Raw genomic sequence first — 13,806 nt, 5'->3', positions numbered from 1 at the left:
CGGGTCTGAGGATGGCCGTGGGTTTGCGGCGTGGCCGCGGTGCTGTAGGTCAGTCGACGTGGAGTTGGTGGCGGGTCTGAGGACGGCTGCCGGTTTGCGGCCGTGGCGATGGCGCTGTGGGACGGCCGGCGGGGAGTGCGCGGCGGGTCTGAGGACGGCCGTTGGCCTGAGTGGTGGACGGGCGCGGCTTGCCGGGTGGCCGCGGGTCTGAAGGACGCCCGCGGGCTCTGAGGAGTTGACGGCCGGGTCTGGCCTTGGTCGCCGCCGGGTCTCGCCCTGGTCGCCGCCGGTCCTGACCCTTGCCGCCACCAGCCCCGGCTCTGGCCCAGCCCCAGCCCCAGCCCCAGCCACCTCCACCTTCCCGCCCCAGGTGCGGTCGGTCACCAAAATGGTACCCACGTACCAATATTTAGGTACGTTGGTACCAGTTCCCCGGATGAGAGGTGACCGGAGATGGCCTGGGTCGTGTTGATGCTGTCCGGCATGCTGGAAGCCGGGTGGGCCATCGCGCTCAAGATGTCCGACGGCTTCAGCAGGCTGTGGCCCACGGTGTGGTTCGCCGTGCTGGCCGCGGGCAGCTTCGCCGGGCTGGCGTGGGCGATGCGGACGCTGCCCGTCGGACCCGCCTACGCCGTGTGGGTCGGCATCGGTGCGGCGCTGACCGCGATCATCGGCATGGTCTGGCTCGGCGACGGCGTCTCGGTGTTCAAGATCGTCTCGATCGTGCTGATCGCCGCCGGTGTGGTCGGGCTCAACCTCAGCGGTGGCGGGCACTGATCCGCCGAATAGGATCGGCGACCATGACTGCGGCCAGTACCCCCAAGGGCGAGCGGCGACGGCAGGCGCTGGTGGTGGCCGCCGGGCAGCTGCTGGCCGAAGGCGGCTTCGACGCGATCCGGCATCGCGCCGTGGCCGAGCGGGCCGGGCTGCCGCTGGCGTCCACCACCTACTACTTCTCCAGCCTCGACGACCTGGTCGGCGCGGCGGTCGAGCACGAGGCCCGCCAGGAGCTCGCGGCCGGACGCGCCCAGCTCGACGCGCTGGCCGACGCCCGCCGCGACACCGGCACGGTCGTCGAGCTGATCCTGGACCTGCTGCTGGGCACCGAGTCCAGGCACGGCGGCGTCGAACCGGTGCTGCTGCGCTACGAGCGCCTGGTCGGCACGCCCCGCCGCCCCTACCTGGCGCCGCTGATCCGGGAGCTGACCGCCGAACTCCAGCAACTCGTGGCCGAGATCCTCGCGCGCAGCGGGGCCGAGGCCGGCCGCGAACACGTGCGCTACCTGTTCGCGCTCGTCGACGGCTCGGTGGTCAACGCCCTGATCGAGAGCGACCCCGACCCCCGCGGCGCCGCCCGGCGGATGCTCAGCGCCCACCTGGAGCAAAGTCCCTAAGCAGGCGCCCCCGCGGCGCGGTGCAGCGCGGCGTAGGAACCTCCTGCGGCAAGCAGCTCGTCGTGAGTGCCGAGCTCGACGATCCGGCCCTCCTCCATCACCGCGACCTGGTCGGCGCTGCGCGCGGTGTGCAGCCGGTGCGCGATCGCGATGACGGTCCGACCGGACAGCAGCGTCGACAACGACTTCTCCAGGTCCCGCGAAGCGGCGTTGTCCAGCAGCGAGGTCGCTTCGTCGAGCACGAGCGTGTGCGGGTCGGCCAGCAGCACGCGCGCGAGCGCGATCTGCTGCGCCACCGCCGCGGGCACCGGGTGCCCGCCCGCGCCGAGCGTGGTCGACAACCCCGAGGGCAGCCGGTCCACCCAGTCGGCGAGACCGACCGTCTCCAGCGCCGAGAGCAGCTGCTCGTCGCTGCGCTCGGCGTCGGCGGGCAGCGACAGGTTCTCCCGCAGCGAGCACGCGAACACGTGGTGCTCCTGGGTGAGCAGGACGACCTCGCGGCGCAGCCGGTCGGTCGGCATCGAGGTGACCTCGGTGCCGCCGAAGGCCACCGAACCGGAGTCCGGCCGGTTCACCCCGGCGATCAGCCTGCCCAGCGTGGACTTGCCCGCGCCGGACGGGCCGACGATCACCAGCCGCTGCCCGGCGGCGACCTTCAGGTCCACGCCGTGCAGGATCTCGGCACCCTCCCGGTAGGAGAACCGCGCTCCGCGCACCACCAGGTCCCGCGTGCGGTCCTGGTCGTCGGCCGGGTCGGTCGCTTCCACCTCCGGGTCTCCCCGGCCGACGCCGAGGATCCGGCGCAGCGCCGCACCGCCGATCTGGAGCTCGTCGATCCACGCGAGCAGCTCGTCCAGCGGGTCGACCATCGCCTGGGCGTAGAGCACGACCGTGGTGATCGTGCCCAGCGCGACCAGCCCCGACTGGTGCGCCCAGCCGCCGATCAGCAGGATCGCCGCGATCGGCAGCACGTACGACATCCCCAGGAACGGCAGCCAGATCGCGATCAGGTTCCGCTGCCTGCGCTCGGAGTCCACGGCCGCGCCGAGGACGCGTTCGTTGTGCGCGATGCGCCGCTCGGCCAGCCGCAGCGACTCGACCGTGCGGGCGCCCTCGACCGATTCGTGCGTGCTGGACTGCACGTCGGCCCACGACGAAAGCGTCCGCTCCAGCACCGGCCGCACCCGCGGCAGGTACCAGCGGGTGCTGAGCACGATCAGCGGGACCGCGACGAGCATCCCGGCGGCCAGCAGCGGCGAGGTGGCGACCATGGCGATCGTGGTCAGCACCAGAGTGATCAGCGCGACGGCGATCTCGGGGACGGCCTCGCGGACCGTGTGGTCGAGCCGGTCGACGTCGGTCGTGGAACGGCTGAGCAGGTCACCGGTCCCGGCGGCCTCGATGGTGCTCAGCGGCAGCCGAAGCGCGTTCCCGACGACCTCCTCGCGCGAGCGCGCCAGCAGCTGTTCGCCGAGCAGCACCGCGCGCATCCACGCCGCCCGCGTCAGCACCGCCTCAAACACCAGGACCGCGAGGAACACCGCGGCGAGCACGTCCACGCGCAGCGTCGAGGTGCCGTTGACGACCGAGTCCACGAGCATGCCGAGGACCTGCGGGCCGACCAGGCCGACCACGGTCGACAGCCCGAACAACGCCAGCAGCGCCAGGTAGCGGCCCCGGTAGGCGCGGGCGGTCCGCCCGATCCAGCCGCGCACGGCGGCCCGGTCCGCGATCGGCAGATGGGTGTCCATCAGCGGATTCCTCCCAGCACCACGGTCCTGTCGGCCGCTTTGCTCCACAGTGGACTCTGGCTGAGCACGACCGTGGTGCGTCCCGCGCGCAGGTCGCGGACCCGCCGCACGATCCGCGCCTCGGTGTGCGCGTCGACCGCCGAGGTCGGCTCGTCGAGCACGAGGACGTCCGCGTCCGCGCACAGCGCGCGGGCCAGCAGCAACCGCTGCCGCTGACCGCCGGACAGCGACCGCGCGCGCTCGTCGAGCATCGCGTCCGCGGGCAGCGCCTCGACCACGTCGTGCGCGTCGGCGGCGTGCAGCGCGGTGTCGACGTCCACGGCCGAGCCGAGGTCGAGTTCGGCCCGCAGCGGGCCCGAGAACAGCAGATCCTGGTTGTGCGCCAACAGGATCCGGCGACGCACCTCGGCGGGGTCGGCCTCGTCCAGCGCGACGCCGCCCGCCAGCACCCGGCCGTCCCGCCGGTGCAGGCTCAGCCGCTCGGCGAGCGCCTCGCCGTCGGCGCCCGCGTCGATCACCGTCAGCACTCCGGCCTCTATCTCCAGCCCGCTGGTCTCGTCGGACAGCGACAGCGCACCGGCGGGCAGCGGCTTGGGGTTCGCGGGCGGTTCGATCTCCGGCCTGATCGCGAGCAGCGTGCAGACGTGCCTGGCGGCCACCTGCGCCCCGGCGTAGGTGTAAGCGGCCTCGCTCGCGGTGCGAACGGGGACCACCAGGTACGCCGACACGCCGTAGAAGGCGACCAGCTCGCCGACGCTGATCGAGCCGGACAGCGCCAGCCGCGCGCCGAGCCAGGTGACCAGCACCGTCACCAGCCCGGGCAGCAGGATCTCGGCCGCCGCCAGCCACGAGGCCACCCGGCCCGCCGCCACACCCGCCGCGCGCACCTGCTGGCTGGCTTCGGTGAACCGCCGGTGGAACCGCGACTCCCCGCCGACCCCGCGCAGGATCCGCAGGCCGGACACGATGTCGGAGGCCAGCGCGCTCAGGTCGGTCAGCCGTTCGCGCTGGGCGTCCTCGCGGCGGCGCAGCGGCGCCAGCAGCGGCCCGATGCCGAGCGTGGCCAGCGGCACGCCGATCAGCACCACCAGCCCCAGCACCGGTGAGAGCAGCAGCACCGCCACCGCCGCGGCCAGGAACGCGACCAGCGACCCGGCGGCCCGGCCGACGACCCCGCACAGGTTCGCCACCTGGTAGATGTCCGACGAGCTGATCGCGACGACCTCGCCCGCGCGGGTCCGGCGGGTCAGCGTGGCGCCGAGCCGGGCCACGTGGTCGAGCGCGACCCGCTGGGTGTCGGAGGCGCCGCGGAACCACAGCGTGTCCGCGGTCCAGGACAGGCCGCTCGAACTCGCCGTCTGCACCAGCCCGAGCCCGATCACGGCCAGCAGCCAGCCCAGCAGCGCGCCGCCGTCACCGGGGCGGATCCCGGCGTCGATGGCGTTGCCGATCGCGATCGGCATCAGCGCGCTCGGCAGCATCCAGAGCGCGCCGGTCAGCACGGACGCGGCCAGCAATCCCTTGCGGCGCACCAGCACCGACCAGAGGAAGCGGGTGGGACCGCGGGTGTCGAGTGCAGTCATGGTGCGGCCGACGGTAGCCGCGGGCCGAGTCCGCGAGCGACTGATTTTGCGGCAGGCCCCGGAAGCCAGAAGTCAGAAGTCCCAGAAGACCGCCGAGAAACCCGAGTCCTCGACTTCCCGCGCGCATTCCGGGCACAGTTCGGTGACCGCTTTCGAAGCGGGTTCCCGGCCCAGCGGGGTCGCCTGCGGAATCTTCACCCGCGCCGCGCACAGCACGGGTACCTGCTGTCCGGAATAAACCGCGCCAGGGCGCATGGTCGTCGCGTGCCGGAGCCGGGCGCCGGTACCCACTATCCAGAAAACGTCCTGGCGTTCCTGGCCGAACATGTCACGAGACCATCCGTTCGAGTTCCTCCGCGACCCGGGTCGGCGTTGTTCCGGGCGATGCGGGACACGATCGCACCCGAGCGGCGGCGAATCCAATATTGAGAATTCAATTGACTGGATAACACAGTCCGCACGAACGGACGAAGGCGGCGAACCGTCCGCAATGGACCCGCATTTCGCCGCAATTGCGCGATCTGCCCTGATGACGGCGTTGCCCGCGGGTCAGTTCCGGGGCATCGCCATGATGATCATCACACCCGCGGCGCAACTCCCGCCGCGTCCGCGCGTCCTCGCTCGTGCAACCCCTTCGCGCAGCCGTCCGTACTGCGGGTGGTGGTGCGGAAAGGGGATCGACCGGATGCGGGCCGAAAAGGAGCAGTCCTTCCGCGAGTTCGCCAGGGACCGCGCGCAGCCGTTGCGGCGGTCGGCGTACCTGCTGTGCGGGGACTGGCACCTCGCCGAGGACCTCGTCCAGAACGCGTTCATCAAGCTCTACCGGGCTTGGCGGCGGGTGGACGAGACCACGGCCGACGCCTACGCGCGCCGGACCCTGCTGCGGGTGTGGCTCGACGAACGGCGCAAACCCTGGCGCCGCGCGGAACAGCGCGACGGCGTCGTGCCGGACTCCGGCGATCACCTGTCCGACCCTGCCGTAGCAGGCCAGCGGGCGCGGGACCGGGACCTCGTCCTGCGCGCGCTGGCCGAGGTCCCGCCGCGGCAGCGGGCGGTGCTCGTCCTGCGCTACTGGGAGGACCTGCCGACGGCCGAGGTGGCCGCCGCGCTCAGGTGCTCCGAAGGAACGGTCAAGAGCCAGGCATCGCGCGGCTTGCGACATCTGCGGGAAGCGATCGCGAGAACCGACTCCGAACTGGCCGGAGCGGTCGCGAGGAGGAGCGAGTGATGGATCCGGAAGTCCTGCGCGACGGTCTGCGGGCGGCCGTCGCCGACGAGCCGCCGCTGGGCTTCGACCCGGACGACGTGGTGGCCGAGGCCGCGCGGCGGCACCGCCGGAGGCGGGCGACCGCGGGCGCGGGCGTGGCGACGCTCGCGCTGGTGGCGGTGATCGCCGGAGCGGTGCCCGCGCTGCTGGAGCCGGCGGAGGTCCCGCCTGCGGGAACCGAGGTGGCCGACGCCGAGCAGTGGCCGCCGCCGGGGACGCGACCGCTGGAGATCACCCGCGAGGAGCTGCGGTCCCGCACCGACCGGGTCCAGCTGGACTGGGCGCGGGCTGTTCGCGGCGCGGTGCCGGACGCGATGGGCCTGCGGGTGAGCCCGTCCGAGACCCGCGGTCCGGCCCCCGGTCGCCGGGGCTCGGCGGTCTTCGGGCTGTCGTCGGACTTCGTCCGGAAGGCCCCGGGAGGCAGGGTCCACCTGACCGGGCGGATCTTCGGACCTGGGTCGGTGCGGCTCTCGCTGCGGGACGCCTGCGAGTACCCGGACGGCCTGGTGGAGGTGCTGGAGTGCCGCCGGAAGGCGCTGCCGGACGGGTCGCTGGTCGTCGACGTCGTCAAGCGGCTGAAGTCCGGGCCGCCGTCGCACGAGCTCTACAACCTCCGGCCGGACGGGACGGTCGTGCAGGTCTCCGCGGACTTCGGCGCCGACAGCGCGGACGCGGTCTCCGAACCGCCGCTGAGCTCCGCCGAACTCATCGCCCTGGCCACCGACCGGCGGCTCACGCTCGCCGAGTGAACGGAGGAAGCACGCATGAACGCCAGGACCTGGATCGCGGGGGCGGTCGCGGTCGCCGGGGCGATCGGGCTGGGCGGGTTCGTCCTCGCCGAGCCCGAGCCGCCGCCGGTCGCGGCACCGGTGGACCGGGAAATGCCGTGGCCGCCTCCCCGCGCCAAGCCCGTCGAGCGGACCGAGCCCGAATTCCGGGCGGCGATCGAGGATTTGAGCGGATATGTGGGGTCGGTCTTCCCCCGGCTGGTGCCGGAGGCGACCGGCATCCGGTCCGCGGTCGACTGGCAGTCGACGCTCTCGCTCCCCGGCGAGACCGGGGTCGGCATCAACGTCCGGTACTCCGACGCCTTCGGGCCGATCACCGCGGTCGTCCGGGTTTCCGCGCCGACGACCGTCAAGGAGCCCCCGCGGCGGGAATGCGAGAACGACCCGATCTCCACCATGGCGCCCGCGGACTGCCGGGTCCTGCCGCAGCCCGACGGTTCGGCCCTGGTGGACGTGCTGTTCAAGAGCAAGGACGAACCGATGATGCCGCCGACGATCCGCTCGGTGGAGCACTACCGGACGGACGGCTCGGTCGTCTCGGCCACCGCGTACCTCTACGACATCCACCTGGCGGAGGAGCAGGTCCTGCGCAGCGAGATCGCACTCACCTCGGGACAGCTCACCGCGCTGGCCACCGATCCCCGCCTGACGCTGGCCGGGTGACCGCGCCTCATCGCCGCAGGCCCGGCCCTGCGCTGGGCCGGCGGCGCGCAAGTATCCTGGCTGCTCGTGACGGTCAAGCCCACCCTTCCGAACGTGCTCGCCGCCCGCTACGCCTCGCCGGAGCTGGTCGAGCTGTGGTCCCCGCAGCACAAGGTCGTCCTGGAGCGGCGGCTCTGGCTGGCGGTGCTGCGCGCGCAGGCCGACCTCGGCGTCGAGGTGCCCGAGCAGGCGCTCGCCGACTACGAGCGGGTGCTGGAGCAGGTCGACCTGGACGCGATCGCCGAGCGCGAGCGCACCACCCGGCACGACGTGAAGGCCCGCATCGAGGAGTTCAACGCCCTGGCCGGGCACGAGCAGGTGCACAAGGGCATGACCTCGCGCGACCTCACCGAGAACGTCGAGCAGCTGCAGATCCGCCGCAGCCTCGAACACGTCCGCGACCGGGTGGTCGCGGTGCTGGCCAGGCTCGGCAAGCTGGCGGGCGAGTACGGCGAGCTGGTCATGGCGGGCCGCTCGCACAACGTCGCCGCGCAGGCCACCACCCTGGGCAAGCGGTTCGCCACCGCCGCCGACGAACTGCTCGTCGGCTTCCGGCGGCTGGAGGAACTGCTCGACCGGTACCCGCTGCGTGGGATCAAGGGCCCGGTCGGCACCGCCCAGGACATGCTGGACCTGCTCGGCGGCGACCCGGACAAGCTCGCCGAGCTGGAGCGCCGGGTCGCCGCGCACCTGGGCTTCGGCTCGACGCTGACCAGCGTCGGCCAGGTCTACCCGCGGTCGCTGGACTACGAGGTGCTGACCGCGCTGGCCCAGCTCGCCGCGGCCCCGTCGAACGTGGCCACCACGGTCCGGCTGATGGCGGGCAACGAGCTGGTCACCGAGGGCTTCAAGCCCGGCCAGGTCGGCTCCAGCGCCATGCCGCACAAGATGAACACCCGGTCCTGCGAGCGGGTCAACGGGCTGTCGGTGGTCCTGCGCGGGTACGTGTCGATGACCGGCGAGCTGGCAGGCGACCAGTGGAACGAGGGCGACGTGTCCTGCTCGGTGGTGCGCCGGGTCGCGCTGCCGGACGCGTTCTTCGCCTTCGACGGGCTGCTGGAGACGTTCCTGACCGTGCTGGACGAGTTCGGCGCGTTCCCGGCGGTGGTCGCCCGCGAGCTGGACCGCTACCTGCCGTTCCTGGCGACCACGAAGGTGCTGATGGCCGCGGTGCGCTCCGGCGTCGGCCGGGAGACCGCGCACGAGGCGATCAAGGAGAACGCGGTCGCGGTCGCGCTGGACATGCGCGAGCGGGGCGCGGAGCGCAACGACCTGCTCGACCGGCTGGCCGCGGACGCGCGACTGCCGCTGGACCGCGAGGCGCTGGACGCCCTGCTCGCCGACCGCCTGGCCTTCACCGGCGCCGCGGCCTCCCAGGTCGCCACGGTGGTAAACGAGATCGAAAAGATCCTCCACCGCCACCCCGAGGCAGCCACGTACACCCCGTCACCGATCTTGTAGGGCCCCCAACGCAACCATCGTCCTCAAGCGGCGAAGCCGCTTAGCCCAAGCACGCAACCGGCACCGCCACCCGCACCGCCACGCAAAGCGGGTCTGGAATCAGACCTTCCAGTGCGCGTTGAAGAAGTCGAGTTCGCATCGGGTGGCCTGTTGGAAAATACGCAGACACCGCGCCCGCTCCCGCTCGTCCAGCTCGGCGCCGACGCGGTCCAGCTCGCCGCACAGCCAGGTCACCCAGCGCTGGAAGTCCGGGTTGCGGTGCAGCGCGATCCACTCGGCGTGCACGAAGTTCTCCGGTGGGGCGGCGGGCGCGCGCATCGCCCACTCCAGGTAGGTCCACTCGGCGACGGTGAGCACCGCCAGCACCTCGGGGTAGCTGCCGCGGGCGTTGGTGTCCGACATCAGCTCCCGGAACGCCAGCGTGGCCTCGTCCAGCGCCGGGTGCACCCGGTCGGACTCGCCGACGCCGAGGGCGTCGAACGCCCGCTGGAAGTAGGTGTTCTCCTCGTTGGTGACCACGCCGATCGCGCCGGAGAGGACCAGCCGCGACGAGTACCGGTCGGCCTTGGCCACCGCCGAGCCCAGCAGCGCCAGGAAGTCGTCCACGAACTGGTAGTCCTGCACCAGGTAGGAGCGCATGTTCCCGGTCGGGACCAGCCCCTCGAACAGCGCCTCGGTGAAGGGGTGCGTGACGGTCGCCGTCCAGTCCGGTTCGCTGCGCGCGCGGAGCCAGTCCGTGAATGTGTCGGTCACGCCGCCAGTGATACCAGCCCCGACCGGTCGGTGCCCGCCGCCGATGGGGGAGAATCCCGGCGTGGCTGCACTCGCTGATTACCCCCAGATCGCGGCGGGCAAGGTCCGCCAGCTGCACGCCGTGGACGACGAGCACCTGCTGCTGGTGGCCTCCGACCGCATCTCGGCGTTCGACCACGTCCTCAGCACCCCGATCCCGGACAAGGGCCGGGTGCTGACCGCGATGAGCGTCTTCTGGTTCGGGTTGCTCGGCGACGTCGTCGCCAACCACCTGGTCGCCTGGGACGACCCGCGCATCCCGGCCGAGGTGCGCGGCCGGGCGCTGCTGGTCCGCAGGCTGGAGATGCTGCCGGTCGAGTGCGTCGCGCGGGGTTACCTGACCGGCTCGGGCCTGGCCGACTACCGCGCGACCGGCGCGGTCTGCGGCGTCGAGCTGCCCGCCGGGCTGACCGAGTCCTCGCGGCTGCCGGAGCCGATCTTCACCCCGGCGACCAAGGCGGAGCTGGGCCAGCACGACGAGAACGTCAGCTTCGACGCGGTCGCCGCCGAGGTCGGGCAGCAGCGGGCCGAGCAGCTGCGCGAGGTGACGCTGGAGGTGTACGGGCGGGCGGCCGAGCACGCGGAGTCCCGCGGCGTGATCCTCGCCGACACCAAGTTCGAGTTCGGCGTGGCGCCGGACGGTTCGCTGGTCATCGGCGACGAGGTGCTGACCCCGGACTCCTCGCGCTTCTGGCCCGCCGACGCCTACGAGCCCGGCCGGGTGCAGGAGTCGTTCGACAAGCAGTTCGTCCGCGACTGGCTGACCTCGGACGCCTCGGGTTGGGACCGCGCCTCCGACACGCCCCCGCCGCCGCTGCCGGACGACATCGTCGCCGCCACCCGCTCCCGCTACGTCGAGGCGTACGAGCGGATCACCGGCCTGGACCTCGCCGACTGGCCGACAGGCGGCGCAGCCGCTTAGCCCGCCCGCGCCGCCGGCCAAGGCGCCCCGAGACCGTTCGCCGGAACGGCGCCCGGGGGTCACTTGCAGGTCAGGCGGCGGACACTCGCGGCGTGCCCAATAGGTTTTCGTGAGCATGCCGCTCGTCGTGTCGCTGTCCGGGCTCGACCACCGGGCGCTGGACCAGTGCGCGGACTTCGCCGCTGAAATGGACCGCCGCCGAGTACCGATGTCGCTGCTGTTCGCACCGCGCCAGCAGCCCGACCCGCAGCTGCTGGACTGGATCCGGGACCGGCAGCGCGGACAGGACACCGTGGAACTGCACGGCTTCGGCCGTGGCGAGTCGGCCAAGCGCGTGTTCAGCCGCCTCGCCCGCCCGGCCGCGACGCTGCGCGGTTCGGAGTCCGCGACCATCCCGGCGCACGAGGCCGGCCTGCGCCTGCTGCCCGCGCTGGCGACCCTCGACCGGATCGGCCTGCGCACCGGCACGTTCGTGCCGCCGCGCTGGTTCTCCTCACCGGGCACGCTGACCGCACTCAGGCGCCAGGGCTTCGAGGTCTGCGCGGACGCGCTGGCGATCCGCGAGTTGTCCACCGGCCAGGTGCACCGCGCCCGCGTGCACGCGCTGGGCTCCAGCGCGCGGGCCGAACCCTGGTGGTGCCGGGCGCTGGTGCTCGGCGTCGCGCGCGCCGCGCGGCGGGGACGCCTGATCCGGATCGCGGTGGACGCCGCCGAGCTGCCGCGGTCCGGTCCGCGGCAGGCGGTGCTCGACGCCGTCGACCTGGCGCTGCACCACGGCGCGGTGCCCACGACCTACGGCGCTTACGCCGGACCGGTGCGGATCCCGCGCCCCCGCACACCGGAGAACGAGGTGCGGAACTCCGATCCGCTGTCGAGCTGACCGCGCATGAAGACGGCTTCATCGGCGGCTCAGGGGGTTTTCACCCCGCGCCGCGAAGCTGGTCCTGTCAGGCGGAAACCGCACTGGAAGGACAGGACATGCGCGTTCGGAACGGCAAGCGGACCTTGGTGATCGTCGCGGCGGTGACGGCGGCGGTGGGGCTCGGCGGCGCGGGAGTCGCGCTGGCCGGCGCCGACGCGGCCCCGCCGCAGGAGCCGGTCGTGGTGCAGCCGAACCAGCTGGCGCCCGCCCCGGCCCCGGTCGGCTGCGTCGACGACGACCGCTTCGACAACGACTGGGACGACCGGGACGACCGGTTCGACGTGGACGACCGGTTCGACGACTGCGACGACGTGAACGACCCCGACGACGTCAACGACCTCGACGACCGGGACGACCTCGGCGACGGCCGGGACCTCGACGACGTGCCCGGCCATGACGACGACCGGCACGACATCGACGACTGAGCCGGCACGTCAGACCCCGCTGGCGCGCTCCCGGTCGAGCACGGCGAGGTCGGTGCCCTTCGGCCCGAGCTGCTCGAACAAGCGGTAGTGCATCTCCGGCCGGGCCAGCACCGCCTCGTGGATCGGGACCGCGACCCGCGGGGCGACCGCGCGCAGGAAGTCCACCGCCTCCGAGAGCTTGAGCCAGGGCGCCCCGGTCGGCAGCCCCAGCACGTCGACCCGCTGCTGCGGGACGTGCAGGGAGTCGCCCGGGTGGTAGAAGCCGCCGCCGTCCACCAGGAACCCGACGTTGTCGACCAGCGGCAGGTCGGGGTGGATCACCGCGTGCTTGCCGCCGACCACGTCCACGGTGGTGCCGCCGAAGGTCAGCACGTCACCGGGCTGGACCGCGGTGACGCCGAACCCCTTGCTCTCGGCGATCTCCGCCGACTCGGGGTCGGTGACGAAGCGGGCGTGCGGGTTGTCCTCCAGCAGCTGGGGCACCCGGTCGAAGTCGAGGTGGTCCGGGTGCTGGTGGGTGATCAGGACGCCGTCCAGGTCGCGCAGGTCCTCGAAGCCGGTGGCGAAGGTGCCGGGGTCGAGCAGCAGCCGGGCCGATCCGGTTTCCAGCAGCACGCACGAATGTCCGAAGTGGGTGATCTGCAACGTCGGTTTCCCTTCTCTCGCAGCAGTTTCACTGTGCCACAGCGGGCGTGTCCGAAATGGACCGTTCACCAGATGCGGTGCGGCAGGGTCGCCAGCAGCTCGGCCTCCTCCTCGGCGGTGAGACCGGCCTTGCGCTCGCGGTCCACGCCCAGCCCGCGCTCGGTGTCCAACGCTACGCGCGCGGTCTCGGCGACGGGTCGCGTCCGCAGGCCGGCCGCGACGATCGCGGAACCGTCCCGCGAGACGAAGCCCTGGTGCGTGTCCGGTGCCCACAGCGGCAGCGACTTCGGTCCCGCCCAGTGCGCCACCCCGGCTTCGACGAGGTGCTCGGGCGCGATGCCCACCAGCGCAGTGCCTTCGGGGCCGACCGAGTCGGAGGGCACTTCGGGGCCGACCGAGTCGGAGGGCACTTCCGGGCCGACCGAATCGGAGCGCACCTCCGGCGCGACCGCCTCGGCGATCTCCCCGAGCAGGGCGCCGAGCTGGAGCACCGGCCCCACGGCGTCGAAGATCCCGGTCGTGCGGCGCTCGGCGGAGTCGACGATCCAGCCCGCGAGGTCGAGAACGTCGATCTGCTGGATCGGCTGCGCCGGAACGTCGGGCACGACGACCCGGCCGCCCCGGCTGAGCCGGTTCGCCCAGTAGCCGAACCGGTCGTGGACGTCCCGCGCACCGGTGATCAGCCCGGGCCGCACGATCAGCGCGCGGTCGCCGAGGGCGTCGAGGACCGCGTTCTCGCTGGCCACCTTCACCCCGCCGTAGACCTCCGGGCTGTTGTCGGAGGTCTCCTCGGTGATCGGTTCCAGCAGCTCCGGGCCGGGGACCGCGGTGTCCTTGTAGACGTTGATGGTCGACACGAAGGTCCAGTGGTCGGCCCGGACCGCCGCGAGCGCGTCGCGCACCCAGCGGTACGACATCCGCGCCACGTCCACGACCGCGTCGAACCGCTCGCCCGCGAGGGGCTCCACGCCGACCTCGCGGTCCACCCGGACCAGCCGCGCCCCCGCGGGGACGGTGCCGCTGACCCCGCGGGCGGCGCACACCACCTCGTGGCCGCGCCGCGCGGCGTCGTCGGCCACCGCGTAGGACAGGAACTCGGTGCCACCCAGCACGAGAAGTCTCATGTGCTCACCTTGGCCGCCCCCGGAAGCTCC

Annotated in this window: 15 protein-coding genes; 9 read left to right on the top strand and 6 right to left on the bottom strand. The window is 72.7% G+C overall.

What is annotated here, in order from left to right:
- The first annotated feature begins 453 nt into the window (after positions 1–453).
- Complete coding sequence (locus ABD691_RS29170; RefSeq protein ID WP_344685181.1) at positions 454–777, top strand: DMT family transporter; 324 nt, start codon at positions 454–456, stop codon at positions 775–777.
- 23 nt (positions 778–800) lie between these two features.
- The gene (locus ABD691_RS29165; RefSeq protein WP_344685179.1) at positions 801–1,394 is read left to right on the top strand and encodes a TetR/AcrR family transcriptional regulator; all 594 of its coding nucleotides are present in this window, start codon (positions 801–803) and stop codon (positions 1,392–1,394) included.
- Here ABD691_RS29165 and ABD691_RS29160 read toward each other — a convergent pair.
- The 3 genes from ABD691_RS29160 to ABD691_RS29150 all read right to left on the bottom strand — a co-directional run bounded on the left by ABD691_RS29160 (position 1,391) and on the right by ABD691_RS29150 (position 5,055).
- A complete protein-coding gene (locus ABD691_RS29160) occupies positions 1,391–3,145 on the bottom strand; it encodes an ABC transporter ATP-binding protein (RefSeq protein WP_344685177.1) in 1,755 nt (584 codons plus the stop codon). The genes ABD691_RS29165 and ABD691_RS29160 overlap by 4 nt on opposite strands.
- Positions 3,145–4,728, bottom strand: a complete 1,584-nt coding sequence (locus ABD691_RS29155; protein WP_344685176.1) for an ABC transporter transmembrane domain-containing protein — start codon at positions 4,726–4,728, stop codon at positions 3,145–3,147. Before ABD691_RS29155 ends, ABD691_RS29160 begins: the two co-directional genes overlap by 1 nt.
- 72 nt (positions 4,729–4,800) lie before the next feature.
- A complete protein-coding gene (locus ABD691_RS29150; RefSeq protein WP_344685174.1) occupies positions 4,801–5,055 on the bottom strand; it encodes a hypothetical protein in 255 nt (84 codons plus the stop codon).
- A gap of 358 nt (positions 5,056–5,413) precedes the next feature.
- On the opposite strand from ABD691_RS29150, the gene ABD691_RS29145 reads away from it, so the two are divergent.
- From ABD691_RS29145 to purB, 4 genes are all read left to right on the top strand, one after another.
- Complete coding sequence (locus ABD691_RS29145) at positions 5,414–5,956, top strand: RNA polymerase sigma factor (protein ID WP_344685172.1); 543 nt, start codon at positions 5,414–5,416, stop codon at positions 5,954–5,956.
- Positions 5,956–6,744, top strand: a complete 789-nt coding sequence (locus ABD691_RS29140) for a hypothetical protein (RefSeq protein ID WP_344685171.1) — start codon at positions 5,956–5,958, stop codon at positions 6,742–6,744. Before ABD691_RS29145 ends, ABD691_RS29140 begins: the two co-directional genes overlap by 1 nt.
- A gap of 15 nt (positions 6,745–6,759) precedes the next feature.
- Positions 6,760–7,446 carry a hypothetical protein gene (locus ABD691_RS29135; RefSeq protein WP_344685170.1) on the top strand — a complete coding sequence of 229 codons (687 nt, stop codon included), beginning with the start codon at positions 6,760–6,762 and terminating at the stop codon, positions 7,444–7,446.
- A 66-nt stretch (positions 7,447–7,512) separates the two neighbouring features.
- Positions 7,513–8,946 (top strand): adenylosuccinate lyase, encoded by a 1,434-nt coding sequence (gene purB, locus ABD691_RS29130; protein WP_344685168.1) that lies wholly within the window; start codon positions 7,513–7,515, stop codon positions 8,944–8,946.
- A gap of 99 nt (positions 8,947–9,045) precedes the next feature.
- Here the strand turns inward: purB and ABD691_RS29125 are convergent, their stop codons facing one another.
- Positions 9,046–9,699 (bottom strand): TenA family protein, encoded by a 654-nt coding sequence (locus ABD691_RS29125; protein ID WP_344685167.1) that lies wholly within the window; start codon positions 9,697–9,699, stop codon positions 9,046–9,048.
- A gap of 61 nt (positions 9,700–9,760) precedes the next feature.
- Here ABD691_RS29125 and ABD691_RS29120 point away from each other — a divergent pair, with 61 nt between their 5' ends.
- From ABD691_RS29120 to ABD691_RS29110, 3 genes are all read left to right on the top strand, one after another.
- On the top strand, positions 9,761–10,660 hold the full coding sequence (locus ABD691_RS29120) for a phosphoribosylaminoimidazolesuccinocarboxamide synthase (RefSeq protein ID WP_344685166.1): 900 nt from the start codon (positions 9,761–9,763) through the stop codon (positions 10,658–10,660).
- A gap of 115 nt (positions 10,661–10,775) precedes the next feature.
- On the top strand, positions 10,776–11,540 hold the full coding sequence (locus ABD691_RS29115) for a DUF2334 domain-containing protein (protein ID WP_344685457.1): 765 nt from the start codon (positions 10,776–10,778) through the stop codon (positions 11,538–11,540).
- Between the two features lie 98 nt (positions 11,541–11,638).
- Positions 11,639–12,007, top strand: coding sequence for an ATPase (locus ABD691_RS29110; RefSeq protein WP_344685164.1), 369 nt, complete (start codon positions 11,639–11,641; stop codon positions 12,005–12,007).
- Positions 12,008–12,016: 9 nt separating this feature from the next.
- On the opposite strand, the gene ABD691_RS29105 is transcribed toward ABD691_RS29110, so the two are convergent.
- On the bottom strand, positions 12,017–12,652 hold the full coding sequence (locus tag ABD691_RS29105) for an MBL fold metallo-hydrolase (RefSeq protein WP_344685163.1): 636 nt from the start codon (positions 12,650–12,652) through the stop codon (positions 12,017–12,019).
- 65 nt (positions 12,653–12,717) lie between these two features.
- The gene (locus ABD691_RS29100) at positions 12,718–13,776 is read right to left on the bottom strand and encodes a Rossmann-fold NAD(P)-binding domain-containing protein (protein WP_344685161.1); all 1,059 of its coding nucleotides are present in this window, start codon (positions 13,774–13,776) and stop codon (positions 12,718–12,720) included.
- Between the last annotated feature and the right edge of the window lie 30 nt (positions 13,777–13,806).

The sequence above is a fragment of the Saccharopolyspora taberi genome, from assembly GCF_039534165.1.
GTDB classification, from domain to species: Bacteria; Actinomycetota; Actinomycetes; order Mycobacteriales; family Pseudonocardiaceae; genus Saccharopolyspora_D; species Saccharopolyspora_D taberi.
Note: the sequence above shows the minus strand (reverse complement) of the source record. Positions and strands in the feature narration are given on the sequence as shown.